Here is an 18,526-nt window from a genome sequence, read left to right on the forward strand (position 1 = left end):
ATCCTAGGGGCGCGTCACGCGGCGGAGGTGGGCCCTCCGAGCTCGCGGGCCGCCCGGGCTCCCGCGTCGAAGAGCCAGCGCTCGGGCTCGGCGACGGCCGCGGCGTCGGACCCGGCGATCTCGGAGAGGGCGCAGTGCCAGGTGCCGAGGGCGTCGAGCGCGCTGCGCGCCGCGACGGTCCCTGCGACGACTGCCGTCCGCGGGCCGTGCGCGGCGAGGGCGAGGGCCTCGCCCACAGCCTTGCCGTGGAGGCTCGTCGCGTCGAACCGGCCCTCGCCGGTGAGCAGCACGTCGGCCCCGGCGAGGAGGTTCTCGAGGCCGACGAGGCGCGCGATGGCAGCCGCCCCGGGTTCGACGCGGGCCTTCCACGCCACCGTGAATCCGTAGGCGGTGCCGCCTGCGGCGCCCGCACCCGGTGCGTCGGGCGCCCCGCCGAGGACGCCCGCGAACCGGGAGAGGCCGTTCTCGAGGCGGGCGACGTCGTCCGGGCCGGCGCCCTTCTGGGGGCCGTAGACCGCGGCGGACCCCGTGGACCCGAGGAGGGGGTTGGTGACGTCGGTGAGGAGGGTGACGCCGCCCGCGGGCGGACGGCGCAGGTCCGTCATGTCCGCGAAGAACAGACGCTCGAGGGCGCCGCCGCCGTCGGGCAGGGCCTCGCCCGCCTCGTCGAGGAGCGCGAGGCCGAGGGCGCTGAGCGCGCCGGCCCCGCCGTCGGTGGACGCGGAGCCGCCGAGGGCGATCACGAGCGACAGGGCACCCGCGTCGAGCGCGGAGCCGATGACCTCGCCGAGCCCGCGGGTGGAGGCGCCCAGCGCGTCGGGGCGCTCCATGCGGGGCAGGCCGACCACCTGGGCGAGGTCCACCACGGCGGTGCCGTCGGGCAGGGCGAGCCAGCGGCCCGTGACGGTCCGCCCGTCGGGGCCGGTGCAGCCGGGGACGTCGTGGTAGGTGGCGCCGGGCACGGAGCGGGCGATCACGTCGAGGGTGCCCTCACCGCCGTCGGCGAGCGGTGCGGAGCTCACCTCGTCGTCCGGGCGGACGGACGCCCACCCGCGCGCCATGGCGTCGGCGGCGCGGGACGCGTCGACCGTTCCCTTGAACGAGTCCGGGGCGACGACGATGCGCATGACAGGCTCCTCACGAAGGCGGGTGTCCGCGCTCCTCGGCACGAGACCGCTGTCGACGAGAGCGTACGTCTGCGGAGGCGACATCGCTGGGCGCACGGGAGCGTGCCCGACGCGTCGTCGCACCTCCGGAAGGTATGTCGGCAGGTCATGGCCGGATATGAGGGTTCCGGGTGAATGAGTTCTCAGACGCCGTCAGGGAAGCCGATCTGCCGCCACGCCTCGTAGATGACGATCGACGCGCTCGACGTGAGGTTGAGCGAGCGCCGGCTGGGCAGCATGGGGATCTTCACCTCGGCGGTGACCCGCGGGTGGGCGAGGACCTCCGGGGCGAGCCCTGTGGGCTCGGGGCCGAAGAGGAGGAGGTCGGTGGGTCGGTACTCGATGTCGGAGTACCGCACGGTGCCACGGGTCGTGAAGGCGAGGACGCGGGCGTCGGGGGACTCGTCGAGGAGCGCGTCGAGGTCCGGGTGGACGACCACGTGGGCGAGGTCGTGGTAGTCGAGCCCGGCGCGCCGCAGCCGGGGCTCGGACAGGTCGAAGCCCAGCGGTTCCACCAGGTGCAGAGCGGCACCGGTGACCGCCGCGAGCCGGATGGCGTTGCCCGTGTTCTGCGGGATGCGCGGCTCGTGGAAGACGATACGCGGCAGCGCGGACGCAGGTGCGTCCACCCCGGGCGAGGTCGGGCGGGTCTCTTCGGTGGGCTCGTGGGTCACCGGTGCATTCTCCCCGATGCGGCCTGCCCGACGACGAGTCAGCGCACCGGGCCGTCGCGGCGGGACCGTGCCATGGCGCGGGCGAGCGACGCGGCGGCGTCCCGCGACAGGTACCCGTCGGCGACGGCCACGCGGTGCGCGCGCACGGCGGGCGTCCCGCGGGTGACGACGGTAGGGGAGTCCCACGCGATCGCGGACCCGAAGCCGGGGTACGACGCGACGCGCACCACCCACGGGTCGGTGGCGGCCTCGTCGCACGCGGGCTCGGCGACGAGCGTGAACGCCCCGCGTGCGGTGCGGGCGGACCACGCGAGCCACGGGGCGGTCGTCCCGTGCACGTCGTCCTCGCCCTCCGCCGCGGCGGTCCGGACCCGCACGTCGGTGCATGCGGGCAGGCGCCAGAAGAAGCCCCCGTACCCGCCGCCGGTGCGACCGTTGGACCCCGGGCTCCCGAGGGCCACGGCGTCGGTGCGGTCCGGGTCGACGCTCAGCGCCGACCGCAGCTCCAGGGCCCACGCGTCCGCGCGGACCCGCCACCAGCGCACGGACCGGCGCTCGCGCAGGAGCGGCACCCCGTCGTGGCCCGTCCAGGCGAGGTTCTCGACGAACCCGTCGTCCCCGCGCGACGCCCACCCGTCGTGCTCGATGCGTCCGTGGTCGTCGCGCCACACGTACCCGTGGTCGCGCACGTAGGTGCGCCCGCCCCAGAGGTTGTGACCGTCGACGTCCTGCACGCCGGGTGCGACGCCCACGTGCCACGTGTGGTCGGCGGGCGCGGAGTCGGTGACGACCACGCCGCCGAGGGTCCGGACGGGGTGCAGGTGCGGGCGGGGGGAGTCGGAGGGGCGGGCGCCGGACCCGTCGACGTACTCGGCGACGGGGCGTCCCGCGACGTGCGCGACGGCGAGGACCTCGTGCTCGCGGGCCGGTGGCTCGACCGTCCACGGTGCGCCGAGCTCGGTGAACGTCCGGAGCTCGTGTGCCACCCGCTCGCACCACTCCGCGACGTCCGCGACCACGATGTGGGGGGTCCGGGGAGTGCCGGGCGGTGCGGGCTCGTCGGCCGGCCACGGCTCGGGGATCTCGGTGCGCAGGTGCTCGGGTGGGATCTCCCGGGGGTCCGGAGCGGCGCGGACCGCGTCGAGCACCCGCATGAACGCCCCCGTCTCCTCGACGGGGCACAGCAGGGGCGCCCCGGTGCGCACGTGGTCGACGAGGTTCGCGAGCAGGGGCGTCCGCCCGAGACGTTCCGTCGTCGGGGCGTCCGTGCCGTGGGTCACCTCGAGGACGTCCTGCGTGTAGTACAGGGTCGCGGTGCCGAGCGTGCCGTGGACGACGACCCGGGGAGCCGTCTGCACGGACGCGCACAGCGTGAGGCCCAGGGCGACGGTGGTGCCGCGGCGGGTGCGCAGACGCACGCTCGAGGTGTCGTCCGACTCGATGCGGTTGGCGTGGAAGAGGTCCACGTCGATGTCGAGGACGTCGTCGACGCGCGTGGAGCCGTCCACGGCGAGCGCCGTGGCGACGGCGTGGGCGAGGGGGTTGGTGACGACCCCGTCGACGACGGGCGCACCGTCCAGGGTGCGGCGTCCGGCCCAGCGTGCGCGGGACCAGTACGCGTCGTCGCGCAGCCACGTGCCCACCGCGCCGATCCCGGTGACCTTGCCGAGGCTGCCGTCGGCGACCAGGGTGCGCAGGCGGGCGAGCGCGTCCGACCCGAGGGACTGGAAGCCGACCTGGCACGCGAGGCCCGACGCGTCCGCCGCGGCCAGGAGGCGACGGAAGGACGCGAGGGACGGTGTCGGGGGCTTCTCGAGCAGGACGTGGCTGCCGGCGGCGAAGGCGAGCTCGGCGAGCTCGAGGTGGGTGTTGATGGGGGTGCAGATGATGGTCAGGTCGGGGGAGTGCACGGCGAAGAGGTCTTGCGCGGTGCGGAAGACCGCGTCGGGCCCGAGCTCGTCCTCGATACCGGGCGGCGGTGCGGGGTCGGCGACGGCGAGGAGTCGCACGGGTGGCGGTGCCGACGTCCCGACCGTCGAGGCGGCGAGCTCGCGGACGGCGCGCAGGTGGGAGCGGCCGTGGCCGCCTGCCCCCAGGAGCGCGACGGTGAGCGTCCGTCCCGGGTCCGCTGGGTCCCCGGGCCCCCCGGGCCCCGGGCTCGTCGTCATGGTTCCGCTCGGTCGTGTCGTGTCGGAGGTGTGCACCGGGCCGGCTCCTCGATGTGGTGGGTGTCGTCCTTGACAGGAGATGTCGTCATTGACATGTGTCGGATATCACTGTTACAAACTACTACATGGTTTGGAGAGCGCTCTCCAACCCCCCGGTCTGTCAACGAAGATTGCCGAGGCATCGAATGTCCGCAGTAGCAGAGCTGCGCTCCACCACGAAGGGCACGGGCCGACGCGTCCGCCGAGGGCCCACGACCGCCTCGGAGAAGAGGGACGCCCGGGCGGCGATCTTCTTCCTCTCCCCCTGGGTCGTCGGGCTCCTGCTCATCACCGTCGGGCCCATCCTCGCGTCCCTCTACCTGTCGTTCACCGACTACGGGCTCCTCGCCGCACCCGAGTGGATCGGCCTCGAGAACTACCAGCGGATGATCGACGACCCCAGGCTGCACAACGCGCTCCTCGTGACCTTCCGGTACGTCTTCATCTCCGTACCGCTCCAGCTCGCGGCAGCCCTCGCCCTCGCGCTCTTCCTCGACCGGGGGGTCCGCGGCATCGCCCTCTACCGGTCCGCCTACTACCTGCCGTCCCTCCTCGGAGGGTCCGTCGCCGTCGCCATCCTCTGGCGCCAGGTCTTCGGCACCGACGGCCTCGTCAACCAGGCGCTCGCCGTCATCGGCATCGAGGGCCAGGGCTGGGTCTCCCACCCCGACACGGCGCTCGGCACCCTGATGATCCTCAACGTGTGGACCTTCGGGTCGCCCATGGTCATCTTCCTCGCCGGGCTGCGCCAGATCCCCGAGATGTACTACGAGGCCGCTTCCATCGACGGAGCCGGGAGGATGCGCCGCTTCTGGTCCATCACCATCCCGCTGCTCACGCCCATCATCTTCTTCAACCTCGTGCTCCAGGTCATCGGGGCGTTCCAGACGTTCACCCAGGCGTTCATCGTCTCCAGCGGCACCGGCGGTCCCGCCGACTCGACGCTGTTCTACACGCTGTACCTCTACCAGAAGGGGTTCGGCAGCCTGGACATGGGTTACGCGTCAGCCATGGCGTGGCTCCTGCTCGCCATCGTCGCCGGACTCACCGCCGTGAACTTCTTCGCCTCGAAGTATTGGGTTTTCTACAATGACTGACTCACTGACCGTCGCCCCGACGCCCCCCGTCCACCACGACGACGACGCGAGGAGCACGCACCCCGCCGCCCGTCGTCCCTCCCCGTGGCGCCGCCGCCTGCGGGCCATCGGCAAGCACGCCCTGCTCATCGGGTTCGGGCTCCTCATGCTGTACCCGCTCCTGTGGCTGCTCGCGAGCTCCCTCAAGCCGACCTCGCTGATCTTCCGCGACCCGTCGCTCATCCCCGAGACCATCGACCTGAGCAACTACACGGGAGGGTGGAACGCGTTGTCCCACCCCTTCGGGCACTACATCCTCAACTCGGCCATCGTCGTCGCCGGCTCCCTCCTCGGGAACCTCGTGTCCTGCTCCATGGCCGCCTACGCGTTCGCCCGCCTGAACTTCCGTGGTCGCGGCTTCCTGTTCGCGATCATGCTCATGACGATCATGCTGCCCATCCACGTGGTGATCGTCCCGCAGTACATCCTGTTCTCCCAGCTGCAGTGGATCAACACGTTCCTGCCGCTCATCGTGCCCAAGCTCCTCGCCACGGACGCGTTCTTCATCTTCCTCATGGTGCAGTTCTTCCGAGGTATACCCCGAGAGCTCGACGAGGCGGCCCGGCTCGACGGGTGCGGGCACATCCGGACCTTCTTCCGCATCATGCTGCCGCTGTCCGTGCCCGCCCTCGCGACCACCGCGATCTTCACGTTCATCTGGACGTGGAACGACTTCTTCAGCCAGCTGATCTTCCTCACCAAGCCCGACATGTACACGGTGCCCGTCGCGCTGAAGACGTTCGTCGACTCCACCGGTCAGACCAGCTGGGGACCGCTCTTCGCGATGTCCATCGTGTCGCTCATCCCCATCTTCATCGTCTTCCTCCTCGGCCAGAAGTACCTCGTCAAGGGGATCGCCACCACCGGCATCAAGTAGCCGCCCCACCTCACCGTCAGCACTGCCAAGGCACAAGCAAAGGAGCATGATGTCTCAGCACCCCACCTCCGGCACCACCACGCGGAGTGCAGCCCCCACCGCCCGCCACGGGCGCTCCCGCCGCCGCGGCCTCGCCGCCACCGCGGGGATCGCCGTCACCGGGTTCCTCCTCGCCGCGTGCGGCAGCGGGGACGGCGGTCTCGCTCCCGCTGACCGGCCGGCGGGCGAGGCGACCGCGGCCGAGGGCCCCGTCGAGCTCCGCTTCTCCTGGTGGGGGTCCGACACCCGTCACCAGCTCACCCAGGAGGTCATCGACCTCTTCGAGGCCGAGCACGAGAACATCACGATCGTCGCCGACTATGCCAGCTGGGGCGACTACTGGGACAAGCTCTCCACGTCCGTCGCCGCCGGAGACACGCCCGACATCATGACCCAGGAGGAGCGGTACCTGCGCGAGTACGCCAGCCGCGGTGTCATCCAGGACATGTCGGCGCTCGACGCCCTCGACCTGTCGGGCATCGACGAGGAGATCCTCGGGGCGGGGAACTTCGACGACGGCCAGTTCGGCGTCCCCACCGGCATCAACGCGTACGCCCTCGTGGCCGACCCGCAGATCTACGAGCAGGCGGGCGTCGAGATGCCGGACGACACCTCGTGGACCTGGGACGACTACCTCCAGATCACCACCGAGATCGCGGCGAACACCCCCGACGGCGTCTACGGCGCCCAGGACTACGGGTTCAACGAGCCGGGCTTCGCGATCTTCGCCCGCCAGAAGGGCGAGGAGCTCTACACGCCCGAGGGCGAGCTCGGGTTCTCCGAGGAGACCCTCGCCGAGTGGTGGGAGCTCTCGCTCCAGCTCCAGGAGGCCGGTGCCACGCCGCCCGCGACCAAGAGCGTCGAGGTCGAGAACGGCGGACCCGAGATGTCACTCGTCGGCACCGGGCAGGGCGCCCACTCGATGTTCTGGACCAACCAGCTCGAGGCCCTCACGAGCGCCGCGGGCCACGACCTCGAGCTCCTGCGTCACCCCGGCGAGGCGGACGGCGAGCGGACGGGCATGTACTTCAAGCCCTCCATGTACTACTCGATCTCCTCGACCACCGAGTACCCCGTCGAGGCCGCGATGTTCGTCGACTTCCTCCTCAACAGCACCGAGGCCGGCGAGCTCATCCTCTCCGACCGTGGGCTGCCCGCGAACACCGACGTCCGTGAGGCCGTCCGGGACAGCTTCACCGACGTCGACAAGCAGGCCGCGCAGTTCCTCGACGACCTCGGCCCCGTGATCGTCGACAGCCTCGCCACCCCGCCCGAGGGCTCCGGTGAGGTCGTGAACATCATCAAGCGCATCAACGAGCAGGTCCTCTTCGGGCAGATCACGCCGCAGGAGGCCGCGAGCCAGTTCATGGCCGAGGTCGAGGGCGCCATCGGCTGACGCTCCCACCACCTGCGAGACCGCAGGACCAGCACGACCAGCACCACGCCGTCGGGGCCGCCCCCACCCCCCGGCCCCCCGCGGGGTGGGCCCACCCCCCCCACCCCCCCGCGGTGGGCCGGCCCCCCCGGGCCGCACCGACGGCGGTTGCTGCCCGCCCCACCCCTCCCGACAGCCCACGCTGTCCCAGCAAGGAGCGACGACGATGTCCTCTGGCGCGACAGGCATGATGCGGCGCTACGCCGTGATCGGCACCGGGCACCGTGCCCAGATGTACGTGGACTCGATGCTCGCCGACCACGCCGACGTGGCGGAGATCGTCGCCTGGTGCGAGCCCAACCCGGTCCGCACGGACTACTTCGACGACCTGGTGCGCGCGTCGGGCCGCACCTCGGTCCCCGTCCGGTACGCCCCGGACCAGATCGAGCAGATGGTCGCCGAGCGGCTCGTCGACGCGGTGATCGTCACGAGCCCCGACCACACGCACGCCGAGGTCGCGACCCGTGCCATGCGTGCCGGCGCGGACGTGATCATCGAGAAGCCGCTCACCACGGACCTCGCGGGCAGCCGCCACTTCATCGAGGCCCTCGAGGACACGGGACGGTCCCTCGTCCTGACGTTCAACTACCGGTACGCGCCACGCAACGCCGCCCTCAAGGACGTGGTGGCGTCGGGGGAGATCGGCGAGGTGACGTCCGTGCACTTCGAGTGGCTCCTCGACACCATGCACGGCAGCGACTACTTCCGACGCTGGCACCGGGAGCGTGACCGTTCCGGCGGGCTCCTCGTCCACAACGCCTCCCACCACTTCGACCTCGTGAACTGGTGGCTCGACGACTTCCCGTCACGCGTGTTCGCCAGCGGTGGCCTGCGCTTCTACGGCGACGAGAACGCCCGCGCGCGTGGGCTCGGCAAGCGCCCCGAGCGGGGCACGACGACGCCGCCCAGCCACGACCCCTTCGCGCTCGACCTCCGCGACGACCCGCGTCTCAAGGCCCTCTACCTCGACGCGGAGCACCACGACGGGTACCTGCGGGACCGCGACCCCTTCGCGCCCGGGATCACCATCGAGGACAACATGTCCGTCCTCGTCGACTACACGCGGGGCGCGTCCCTCACGTACTCCCTGAACACGCACAGCCCGTGGGAGGGGTACCGGGTGGGCATCAACGGCACCGAGGGGCGGGTGGAGCTCGACGTCGTGGAACGTGGGTCGCTCCTGCCGCGCCCCGACGGACGCCGTGACCTCGACGCGTCGAAGACGGGGCACGTCGACGCACCCGGCGAGCTGCGACCGCGGTCGCAGCGCATCCTCGTGCAGCGCCACTGGGAGGCGTCGCGCGAGGTCGAGATCACCGGTGGCGAGGGCGCCCACGGCGGGGGCGACGCGCAGATGCTCGCCGACCTGTTCCGCGGGCCGGCGCCCGACCCGCTCGGGCGCCCCGCCGGTTACAAGGACGGCCTGCGGTCCGTCGTCGTCGGCATCGCCGCCACGTCCTCCCTGCACATCGGGCTGCCCGTCCGCATCGACGACCTCGGGCTCGACCTCGCCTGAGACCCGCCACGCACAGCCGACCGAGAGCGAGAGCACCATGACACTGCCGGACAGCACTCCCGGCCCAGCCCACGCCGCCGACGACGCCGACGACGCCCAAGAGGCCCGGGTGCCGGCCTGCCGACGCTACGCGGTGGCCGGCCTGGGCAACCGTGCCGAGATGTACGTCGAGGCCGTCGCAGGAGCCCATGCCGACGTCGCCGAGCTCGTCGCCTGGTGCGAGCCCAACCCCGTGCGCGCCGCGTACTACGACGCGCGGGCCGCCGAGCTGGGCATCTCCACCGTGCCCCTGCCGCGCTACGACCCGGCCGACCTCGAGCGCATGGTCGCCGAGCAGCGGGTGGACGTCGTCATCGTCACCACTCCCGACCACACCCACGCCGACGTCGCCGCGCGCGCCATGCGGGCCGGGGCGGACGTCGTCGTCGAGAAGCCGCTGACCACCGACCTCGCGGGGGCGCGGATCTTCGAGGAGGTGCAGACCGAGACGGGCCGCGACCTCACGGTGACGTTCAACTACCGGTACTCGCCGCGGAACTCCACGCTCAAGGAGGTGGTGGCGTCGGGCGAGATCGGCGAGGTGACGTCTGTGCACTTCGAGTGGGTGCTCGACACCCGGCACGGGGCGGACTACTTCCGCCGGTGGCACCGGCTCAAGGAGAACTCCGGCGGGCTGCTCGTCCACAAGTCGAGCCACCACTTCGACCTCGTCAACTGGTGGCTCGACGACCTCCCCACGCGCGTCTTCGCCAGCGGTGGCCTGCGCTTCTACGGGCCCGACGCGGCCGCCCGGCGCGGGCTGGGGGAGCGACCCGCGCGCGGCACGGGTGAGCATGCCGCGACCGACCCCTTCGCGCTCGACCTCCGTGACGACCCGCGGCTGCGCGACCTCTACCTCGAGGCTGAGGGGCACGACGGGTACCTGCGCGACCTCGACGTCTTCTCCGGGCCCATCACCATCGAGGACAACCTCGCCGTGGTCGTCGACTACGAGCGCGGCGCGACGCTCACGTACTCGCTCAACGCCCACGGGCCCTGGGAGGGGTACACCGTCGCGGTCAACGGGACCGCCGGTCGCGCGGAGCTCACCGTCGTGGAGCGCACCTCCGTCCCGGCGTTCCCCGGGGCGGGCGACGTCCTCGACGCGAGCGCCCACGAGGACAAGGGGTCCGTGTCGCGCGGGCCCGCCGTCGACGCCGGGCCGGGCGCGGCCCGCGTGCGCGGCAACCGTCTGGTGGTGCAGCAGCACTGGGGCGAGGCGCGGGAGGTGCCCGTCGTCGAGGGTGCCGGTGGGCACGGTGGGGGCGACGCGAAGCTCCTGGCCCACGTGTTCCGCGGCGTCACGGACGACCCGCTGGGCCTGCACGCGGGCCCGCTCGACGGGTTCCGGTCGCTCGCCGTCGGGATCGCCGCCAACCGGTCGTTGCGGTCCGGGACGTCGGAGCGGGTGGAGCACCTGGGGCTGCAGCTCCGCTGAACCGCCCGGGCGCTGCCGGGCGCCGCCCGGCAGCTGCCCGGACGGCGCCCGTCAGGCGACCGGGTAGCCCATGGCGTGGAGCTCCGGCAGCACCGTCGCCGGGTCGGCGCCGAGCGCACGGACGATCTCGGCGGTCGCCGGGGCGTGCGCGAAGAAGTGCTCGACGACGGTCCGGTCGACGGCGCGCTCGAAGTAGTCGCGGGCGTGGTCCACGGACGTGTCGGGGTTGCCGTCGAGGCCGCTGAACAACCAGCGCGCCCCGTCGACGTCGAGGTGCTGCTCGTCCCACGTGCGCGGGTACTCCACGGGGGCGACCGTCCAGGTGTCGGCGTCCGCGAGCCGCCACAGGAGCACGGTGACGAGCGGGACGCCGTCGAGGACGTACGGCGCCGCACCCAGCGTGTCCGCGAGCCGGGCGGGGACGGACTCGAGGAGCCCGGGGAACGGTGCGGGCGGGTCCTGCGTGAACGGGCTGAGCGGCGCCTCGTGGTCGAACCCGCGCACGAGGACGCCCGCGGGCGTGAAGAGGATCGCGTACGTGTCACCGGCACCGTTGTCCATGGACGCCATGGCCTCGCCGTCGGCGTACGCGGCGTCGTAGGAGTACAGCCGGTACTCGCGTTCGGGGCAGAGCACCGCGTCGAGGGCCGCCATGGACACCGACCACGCCCGGAGGTTCGCGGGTCCGGGGAGGCGTGACGCGAGCAGCGCCGCGCTCGATGGTGCGTCGATCATGGCGGCAAGTCTGCCAGGACGTCGCCCTGCTCTCGACGTGCGGGCCTCGCCTCCCACGAGGTCCGCACGTCGAGGCGGTCGCTCAGCCGAGGCGGAGCATGACCTTGCTGCTGCCCGTCGAGCGGTCGGCGGCCACGGACATGGCCTCCTCGGCGGCGTCGAGGTCGAACGTGTGCGTCATGAGGGGGTCGACGTCGAGACCGTCGGCGAGCGCCACGAGCGCGTCGTCCACCTCCTCGGAGAAGCGGTAGGAGCCGATCCAGGTGAGCTCGCGGGTGACGAGGTCGCCGAGGGTCACGGGCACGGCCGTGCCCGGGAGGTTCCCGACCTGGACGATCGTGCCGCCCTTGGCAGTGGCTCGCAGGACCGCGGCGAGGGCGGCCGCGGCACCGGAGGCCTCGAAGACGAGCTCGACGTCCTGCGGGAGGTCGGCGGACGTGAGGTCGACCGTCTCGTCCGCGCCCATGGCGTCTGCGACGGCGAGCGACGACCGCACGACGTCCGCCGCGACGACGTGCGCGGCTCCCGCGTGCTTCGCGGCGGCGACCACGAGGGCGCCGATCGGGCCGGTGCCGTTGACGAGCACCGTGCGACCGGTGAGGTCGCCCGCGCGCCCGACCGCGTGGAGGGCGACGGCGAGCGGTTCGGCGAGGGCGCCGCGCCGGGTGCTCACGCCGTCGGGCAGCGGACGCACCTGGCCCGCGCGCACCGCGCGGAGCTCGCTGAAGCCCCCGTCGGTGTGCGGGTCGAAGGCGGCGGACCCGAAGTACCGAACGTGCGGGTAGAGGTTGGTGCGGCCGGCGAGCCGCTCGGGCATGCGCCCGTCCCCGACGAGCTGGGCGGGCTGGAACGTCACGGGCTGCCCGACGTCCACACCGGTCACGCCGCTGCCGAGGCCCACGACCCGGCCTGCCACCTCGTGCCCGAGGACCATGGGGTGCTTGAGCTCGGCGGTGCCGGAGCGGCCGTGACGCCAGTAGGCGAGGTCGGACCCGCAGATCCCGCCCCACTCCATGGCGACGAGGACCTCCCCCTCGCGGGGGGCGGGATCGGGCAGCTCGTCGACCCGCAGGTCTCCGGCGCCGTGGACGACGACGGCCCTCATACCGCGTCCTCGAGCCGGACGAGGTCGCGGCCCCGGACCTCGGGGGAGACGACCGCGGACACGAGCGTGATCGCCGAGTAGGCGACGAGCATCGCGGCGATCGGCCACCAGGAGCCGGTCCACGCCGTGAGCGACGCGGCCAGGAGCGGGCCGATCGCGGTGGCGAGGATGCCGCCGATCTCCTTGGCGAGGGCGAGCTGCGTGAAGCGGGTGCGGGCACCGAAGAGCTCGGCCATCGTCACGCTCTCGAGCGAGAACAGGCCGAGGACGGCGAGGTTGTGCAGGAGGATCATCGACAGCGTGACCGCGACCGTGCTGCCCTCGGAGACGAGGTGCATGAGCGGGAAGGCGAGGATCCCCGACACGACCGTGAGGGCCATGTAGACGGGGCGGCGGCCGACGCGGTCGCTGACGAGGCCGACGAGGGGGACGGTGGCGAAGCCGACGGCCGAGCTGATGAGCAGGGCGTTCGTCGCGATGCTCCGGTCGAGCAGCAGCGTCGTGGCGAGGTAGCCGACGAGGAACGTCTGGATGAGGCCGGAGTTGCCGGCCTGGCCGAAGCGCAGGCCGAGGGCGATGAAGAACGCCTTGCCCTTGCGCTGCTTCACTGCGGCGGCGAGGACGTCCGAGCCGCTCGCCTTCGAGGGCGTCGCAGCGGCGGCCTCGAGCTTCTCACGGCTGATGGCGACGCCCTCCTCGTCGAGGTCGGCGCGGTTCTCGAAGACCGGGCTCTCCTTGAGGTGGGTCCGGATCCACAGGGCGAAGAGCATGAGGAAGAAGCTCAGGAGGAACGGCAGGCGCCAGCCCCAGGAGATGAGCTGGTCCTCGGAGAGCACCGCGATGAGGATCGCCCACAGGCCGGTCGCGGCGAGCGTGCCGGTGTTCGTCCCGAGGCTCACGAGCGACGCGATGACACCGCGGCGCTTGACCGGGGCGTACTCGGCGAGCATCGTCGTGGCCCCCGCGATCTCGGCGCCGGCACCGAAGCCCTGGACGAGGCGCAGGACGACGAGCAGCGCGGGTGCGGCGATGCCGATCTGCGCGTAGGTCGGCAGGACGCCGATGAGCGTGGTCGACGCGCCCATGAGGGCGATGGTGATGAACAGGACGCGCTTGCGCCCGATCCGGTCACCCATGCGGCCGAAGTACACGGCTCCCACGAGCCGAGCGACGTAGCCGACACCGTACGTGCCCATGGCGGCGATGAGACCGATCGCCGGGCTGACGTCGGGGAAGAAGATGTCGTTGAAGACGATCGCTGCCGCGAGGGAGTACAGCTGGAAGTCCATGAACTCCATGGCGGTGCCGAGCCAGCCCGAGACGGCGGCCTTCTTGAGGTCGCTCGTGCTCCGGGTGGCGGCCGCCGCGGGCGGCGTCGCGGTCGACGGGTCGTGCTGCGTCATCGTGTGCTCCTTTGCCCCGCTGTCGCGGAACGATGCTGCGCGCTGGCCCCGCGGTGCTCCGCGGGGGTGGTCCGGGTGGTCGGTCGGTGGTGGTGCGGCGGTGCCGTGCGGGTCACCAGTCGTGGACGGAGCCGTCGAGGCGGCGTGCGACGGGCAGGTACCGGGGGTCGTAGGGGAAGCGCTCGGCGGCCTTCTCGTCGTACTCGACGCCCAGGCCGGGCTCCTCGCTCGGGTTGAGCATCCCGTCCGAGAACGTCACGCCGCTGCGGAACACCTCCATGGTCTCGGGCGCGTGCTCCATGTACTCCTGGATGCCGAAGTTGGGCACGGTGAGGTCGAGGTGCACGGCGGCGGCGAGCGTCACGGGCGAGAGGTCGGTGGCGCCGTGGGAGCCCGTGCGCACCTGGTACAGGGCGGCGAGGTCGAAGATGCGGCGCAGGTGGGTGATGCCGCCGGCGTGGACGACGGTGGTGCGGACGTAGTCGATGAGCTGCTCGGTGATGAGCTGCTTGACGTCCCAGATGCTGTTGAGCACCTCGCCGACGGCGATCGGCGTGGTCGTGTGCTGGCGGATGAGGCGGTACGCCTCCTGGTTCTCGGCCGGGGTGGGGTCCTCCATCCACAGGAGGCGGACGTCCTCGACGCTCTTGCCGAACGACGCGGCCTCGATGGGGGTGAGGCGGTGGTGGACGTCGTGCAGGAGGTGGAAGTCGAAGCCGAAGCGGTCGCGCACGGCCTCGAGGTACGTCGGGGCGTAGCGCAGGTAGGCCTCGGTGGACCAGGGCTGCTCGTCGGGCAGCGACGTGGCGGCGGGCTCGTAGACGGCGCCCTTGCGCACGCCGTAGCTGCCGGCGATGCCGGGCACGGCGGCCTGTGCGCGCACGGCGTGGTAGCCGCTCTCCCGGAACCTCGCCACGTCGTCGAGGAGGGACTCGGTGTCGGTCCCGCTGGCGTGGCAGTACACGAGGACGCCGTCGCGCGAGCGGCCGCCGAGGAGCTGGTAGACGGGCAGGCCCGCGACCTTGCCCTTGATGTCCCACAGGGCCGTGTCGACGGCGGAGATCGCGGTCATGGTGACGGGGCCGCGGCGCCAGTAGACGCCCTTGTAGAGGTACTGCCACATGTCCTCGATGCGGGCGGGGTCCTTGCCGACGAGGAGGGGGGCGACGTGGTCGCGCAGGTAGCTGGCGACGGCGAGCTCGCGGCCGTTGAGGGTGGCGTCCCCGAGGCCGGTCACGCCGTCGGAGGTGGTGACCCGGAGGGTGACGAAGTTCCGTCCCGGCCCGGCGACGAAGACCTCGACGCGTTCGATGGTGCTCATGGTCCTGCTCCTGTCGGACGGCAACGGTGGCGTCAGCACCGCATCGCTGCGATACAACACTTGTATGTAAGCGCGTGGATGGTAGATCCGTCAAGCCCCGGACGCGAGGGACCAAGGTCACTACGATGGACGCATGCCCTCCCCGACGACCCGCACCTCCAGCCGCCGAGCCGTCTACGACGCGCTGCGCAACCGGATCATCACGCTGGACCTTCCGCCTGGGAGCCCGCTGTCGGAGAACGAGCTCGCCGCCACGCTCGGGGTCTCGCGCACGCCCGTCCGGGAGAGCCTCATCCTGCTCCAGCAGGAGGGCCTGGTGCAGGTCTTCCCCAAGGTCGGGTCCTTCGTCTCGCGCGTCGACCCGGAGCGCGTCGCCGACGCCCAGTTCCTCCGCGAGGCGGTCGAGCTCGCCTCCCTCGACGACCTGCCGGACGAGCTCGACCCCGAGATCGTCGACGAGATGCGGGAGAACCTCGCCCTCCAGCAGGCGACGACCGACATGGAGACGTTCTTCCAGCTCGACGAGGCCTTCCACCACGGGCTCCTGCGGCTGGCCGGGCACGGCCGCACGTGGCCGACCGTCTCCGCCGCCAAGGGCCACCTCGACCGTGCGCGCCACCTCGGCCTCCAGGAGAAGGCCTCCACGCAGGGGTTCCTCGACCAGCACCTGGGCATCCTCGAAGCGGTGCTCACGCAGCAGCGCGAGACGGCGCGCACGCTCGTGCGCGACCACCTGCGCGCAGTCTTCGCCGACATCGAGAGCGTCCAGCGTCACTCGCCCGAGCTCTTCGCGTCGAACACCGGGACCGCCCCGCGTCGTCGCAGCGTCGCCGTCTGGTCCTGATACCGCTGCTCCTGACCAGGTGGGGGGCGGCGCGGGTCGCCCGGCCCCTCGGCATGCTCAGAGGTGCGGTGTCACCGTCGGTGCCGGCTGAGCGTCGTTGAGCCACCGCAGGGCACGGGTGCTCGCCTGGCCGGCGGCACGCCCGAGGGTGCGGTCGAGGCGCGGGGAGTCCTTGAGCCGCAGTGGCTCGCGCGCCCACCGGGGGAGCGTGGCGACCGCCCCGCGGCAGAGCACCGCGTAGGGCGGCTTCGCGACCCAGGGCAGTGGTGCGTCGCGCAGGAGGAACCGCGCGACGTCGCGCGCGGCCGGGGTGCTCTCGAGCTCCGGGCGGAACGCCTCGAGAGCGGCGGCGAGCCCGGCGCGCGTGGTGGGGACGTCCTCGGCGCCGAGGCGGAGCGCGACGCCCGACGACTGCTCCACGTACGTGTCGCACTCGGCGTCCGTCAGGGGGCGCGCCCCGAACTTCTGGTGCGCCGTGAGGAAGCTGTCGACCTCGGCGACGTGCACCCACGTGAGCAGGTGGGGGTCGTCGGCCCGGTACGGCCGCCCGTCGGGTGCGGTGCCCGAGATCCTCCGGTGGACGGCACGGACGATCTCGACGGCGCGCTCCGCGTGCTCGACCGTCCCGAAGGTCGTGTCGGCGAGGAAGGTGCTGGTCCGGGCGAGGCGCCCCCAGACGTCCTGCCGGAAGTCCGAGAAGTCGTCGACGCCCGCCATGGCGAGCGGGTGCAACGACTGGAGGAGGAGCGCGCGGATGCCGCCCACGTACATGGACGCGTCGCCGTGGACGCGGTGGATGGGACTGCCCGGCGCGTGCCAGCGCTCGCCGGGCGTGGTGTGGATCCGCTCGCGAGCCGCGGGTCCCTCGGGTCCGGCGACCATCGAGAAGAGGCCGTCGCTGAGCCGCTGGCGGAGGGAGTGCGCTGGGGTCACGTGCCCAGTCTCGCTCCGTGCCCGGCAGCGTGCATCTGGGGTGGAGAGGGACCCCACCCCGGAGTAAAACGTTATCGATAACGATTGACGATCACCCCGGACTGGTGCAAGAGTGGCGCGTGCGTCCCCCGGACGACGGCGTGCATCGACGACGAGCACACCCTGCGCACCAGTGCGGGAGCCGTCATCCCCGGGTCAGAGGCTCTCCATGCTCGGCAACTCGACGATGAGGACTGACACCATGAAGACACGGAAGTTCCTGGCGGCGACCACCGCCGCGATGATCGGGGCTGCAGGCCTCGCCGCCTGCGGCGGGGGCGACGAAGGATCCGACGGCGACGTCGCGATGACCTTCTGGCACAACTCGACGACCGGCCCGGGCAAGGAGTACTGGGAGAGCACGGTCGCCGACTTCGAGGCGGCCAACCCCGGGGTGACGATCGACATCCAGTCCATCCAGAACGAGCAGATGGACGGCAAGCTCCAGACCGCCCTCAACTCCGGCGACGCGCCCGACATCTTCATGGCGCGCGGTGGCGGCAAGCTCGCCGACGTCGTCGCGGCCGGCCAGGTCAAGGACCTCACGGGCGAGATCGCCGACGACGTGCGCGCCGACGTGCCCGAGACCGCGTTCTCGGCCTTCACCATCGACGACAAGGTCTACGGGATGCCCATGGCCATCCTGCCCGGTGGCATGTACTACACCGAGTCGCTCTTCGACCAGGCCGGCGTCGCCGAGATCCCGACCACGGTCGACGAGCTCGTCGACGTCACCGACACCCTGGACGCGGCAGGGATCCAGCCCATCGCGCTCGGCGGCAAGGACGCGTGGCCCGCCGCGCACTGGTACTACTTCTTCGCTCTGCGCGAGTGCCCGCAGGACGTCTTCGAGTCCGCCGACGACCTCGACTTCTCCCACGAGTGCTGGACCAAGGCGGGCGAGGACCTCGAGGCCTTCGCCGAGACCGAGCCCTTCAACGACGGGTTCCTCACCACCTCCGCCCAGGGCAGCGCCGGCTCGTCCGCCGGCCTCCTCGCCAACTACCAGGCCGGCATGGAGCTCATGGGCGCCTGGAACATCGGTGTGACCGCAGACCTGACCCCCGACAAGGAGCCGCTCCCCGACCTGCGCTGGTTCCCCTTCCCCGAGGTCGAGGGCGGCGAGGGTGACCCCGCAGCGCTCATGGGCGGCGTCGACGGGTTCTCCTGCTCCGAGCAGGCGCCCGACGAGTGCGTCGACTTCCTCAACTTCGCGATGTCGCAGGAGAACCAGGAGGGCTACGCCACCGCGTTCCACACCGTGCCCGCCAACACCGCGGCGCAGGGCGTCGTCGAGGACCCGGCCCTCGTGTCCGTCCTCGAGGCCTACAACGAGGCGCCCTACGTCGCCCTGTGGCTCGACTCCGCGCTCGGCCAGAACGTCGGCAACGCGCTCAACGCCGCGATCGTCGAGATGCTCGCCGGCGACGGGGACGCCGCGAGCATCGTCACGGCGCTCGACGACGCCGCCGCCAAGGGTTAGTCGAGCACCATGAGCGACCCCACGGGCCAGAGCTCACGAGCATCCCTGACCATCCCGCCCGGGGGTCGTCCGGTGGTGGGGGGGGGGGCCCCGGCGCCCGCCCCCCCCCCCCCCCCCCCCGGCCCCCCGCCGCCCC

15 protein-coding genes are annotated in these 18,526 nt (G+C 72.1%); 7 read left to right on the forward strand and 8 right to left on the reverse strand.

Annotation, left to right across the window (positions count from 1 at the left end; genetic code table 11):
- Positions 1-14: 14 nt before the first annotated feature.
- The 3 genes from JAV76_RS02420 to JAV76_RS02430 all read right to left on the reverse strand — a co-directional run bounded on the left by JAV76_RS02420 (position 15) and on the right by JAV76_RS02430 (position 4,008).
- Positions 15-1,127: a glycerate kinase gene (locus tag JAV76_RS02420; protein ID WP_198732444.1), complete on the reverse strand. Its 1,113-nt coding sequence runs from the start codon at positions 1,125-1,127 to the stop codon at positions 15-17.
- Between the two features lie 182 nt (positions 1,128-1,309).
- On the reverse strand, positions 1,310-1,774 hold the full coding sequence (locus JAV76_RS02425) for a tRNA (cytidine(34)-2'-O)-methyltransferase (protein ID WP_198732726.1): 465 nt from the start codon (positions 1,772-1,774) through the stop codon (positions 1,310-1,312).
- A 104-nt stretch (positions 1,775-1,878) separates the two neighbouring features.
- Entirely contained in the window at positions 1,879-4,008 is a 2,130-nt protein-coding gene (locus tag JAV76_RS02430) for a DUF6807 family protein (RefSeq protein WP_198732445.1), read from the reverse strand.
- Positions 4,009-4,193: 185 nt separating this feature from the next.
- Between JAV76_RS02430 and JAV76_RS02435 the strand changes: the two genes are divergently transcribed.
- From JAV76_RS02435 to JAV76_RS02455, 5 genes are all read left to right on the forward strand, one after another.
- The gene (locus tag JAV76_RS02435; protein WP_198732446.1) at positions 4,194-5,144 is read left to right on the forward strand and encodes a carbohydrate ABC transporter permease; all 951 of its coding nucleotides are present in this window, start codon (positions 4,194-4,196) and stop codon (positions 5,142-5,144) included.
- On the forward strand, positions 5,137-6,060 hold the full coding sequence (locus JAV76_RS02440; RefSeq protein ID WP_198732447.1) for a carbohydrate ABC transporter permease: 924 nt from the start codon (positions 5,137-5,139) through the stop codon (positions 6,058-6,060). The genes JAV76_RS02435 and JAV76_RS02440 overlap by 8 nt, the downstream gene beginning before the upstream one ends.
- 49 nt (positions 6,061-6,109) lie before the next feature.
- Complete coding sequence (locus JAV76_RS02445) at positions 6,110-7,495, forward strand: ABC transporter substrate-binding protein (RefSeq protein WP_198732448.1); 1,386 nt, start codon at positions 6,110-6,112, stop codon at positions 7,493-7,495.
- Between the two features lie 205 nt (positions 7,496-7,700).
- The gene (locus JAV76_RS02450; RefSeq protein ID WP_230401773.1) at positions 7,701-9,050 is read left to right on the forward strand and encodes a Gfo/Idh/MocA family protein; all 1,350 of its coding nucleotides are present in this window, start codon (positions 7,701-7,703) and stop codon (positions 9,048-9,050) included.
- 37 nt (positions 9,051-9,087) lie between these two features.
- Positions 9,088-10,527, forward strand: a complete 1,440-nt coding sequence (locus tag JAV76_RS02455) for a Gfo/Idh/MocA family protein (protein WP_198732449.1) — start codon at positions 9,088-9,090, stop codon at positions 10,525-10,527.
- Between the two features lie 51 nt (positions 10,528-10,578).
- On the opposite strand, the gene JAV76_RS02460 is transcribed toward JAV76_RS02455, so the two are convergent.
- The 4 genes from JAV76_RS02460 to manD all read right to left on the reverse strand — a co-directional run bounded on the left by JAV76_RS02460 (position 10,579) and on the right by manD (position 15,091).
- Complete coding sequence (locus JAV76_RS02460) at positions 10,579-11,262, reverse strand: hypothetical protein (RefSeq protein WP_198732450.1); 684 nt, start codon at positions 11,260-11,262, stop codon at positions 10,579-10,581.
- An 82-nt stretch (positions 11,263-11,344) separates the two neighbouring features.
- Positions 11,345-12,367, reverse strand: coding sequence for an L-idonate 5-dehydrogenase (locus tag JAV76_RS02465; RefSeq protein WP_198732451.1), 1,023 nt, complete (start codon positions 12,365-12,367; stop codon positions 11,345-11,347).
- Entirely contained in the window at positions 12,364-13,770 is a 1,407-nt protein-coding gene (locus tag JAV76_RS02470) for an MFS transporter (protein ID WP_198732452.1), read from the reverse strand. Before JAV76_RS02470 ends, JAV76_RS02465 begins: the two co-directional genes overlap by 4 nt.
- Positions 13,771-13,882: 112 nt before the next feature.
- Positions 13,883-15,091 (reverse strand): D-mannonate dehydratase ManD, encoded by a 1,209-nt coding sequence (gene manD / locus JAV76_RS02475; protein WP_198732453.1) that lies wholly within the window; start codon positions 15,089-15,091, stop codon positions 13,883-13,885.
- Positions 15,092-15,224: 133 nt separating this feature from the next.
- Between manD and JAV76_RS02480 the strand changes: the two genes are divergently transcribed.
- Positions 15,225-15,935, forward strand: coding sequence for a GntR family transcriptional regulator (locus tag JAV76_RS02480; protein ID WP_198732454.1), 711 nt, complete (start codon positions 15,225-15,227; stop codon positions 15,933-15,935).
- A 57-nt stretch (positions 15,936-15,992) separates the two neighbouring features.
- Here the strand turns inward: JAV76_RS02480 and JAV76_RS02485 are convergent, their stop codons facing one another.
- Complete coding sequence (locus tag JAV76_RS02485) at positions 15,993-16,868, reverse strand: oxygenase MpaB family protein (RefSeq protein ID WP_307843953.1); 876 nt, start codon at positions 16,866-16,868, stop codon at positions 15,993-15,995.
- A gap of 241 nt (positions 16,869-17,109) precedes the next feature.
- Here JAV76_RS02485 and JAV76_RS02490 point away from each other — a divergent pair, with 241 nt between their 5' ends.
- Complete coding sequence (locus JAV76_RS02490; protein WP_198732455.1) at positions 17,110-18,390, forward strand: ABC transporter substrate-binding protein; 1,281 nt, start codon at positions 17,110-17,112, stop codon at positions 18,388-18,390.
- Positions 18,391-18,526 lie beyond the last annotated feature (136 nt).

It is taken from the genome of Sanguibacter suaedae, assembly GCF_016342785.1.
Classification (GTDB): domain Bacteria; phylum Actinomycetota; class Actinomycetes; order Actinomycetales; family Cellulomonadaceae; genus Sanguibacter; species Sanguibacter suaedae.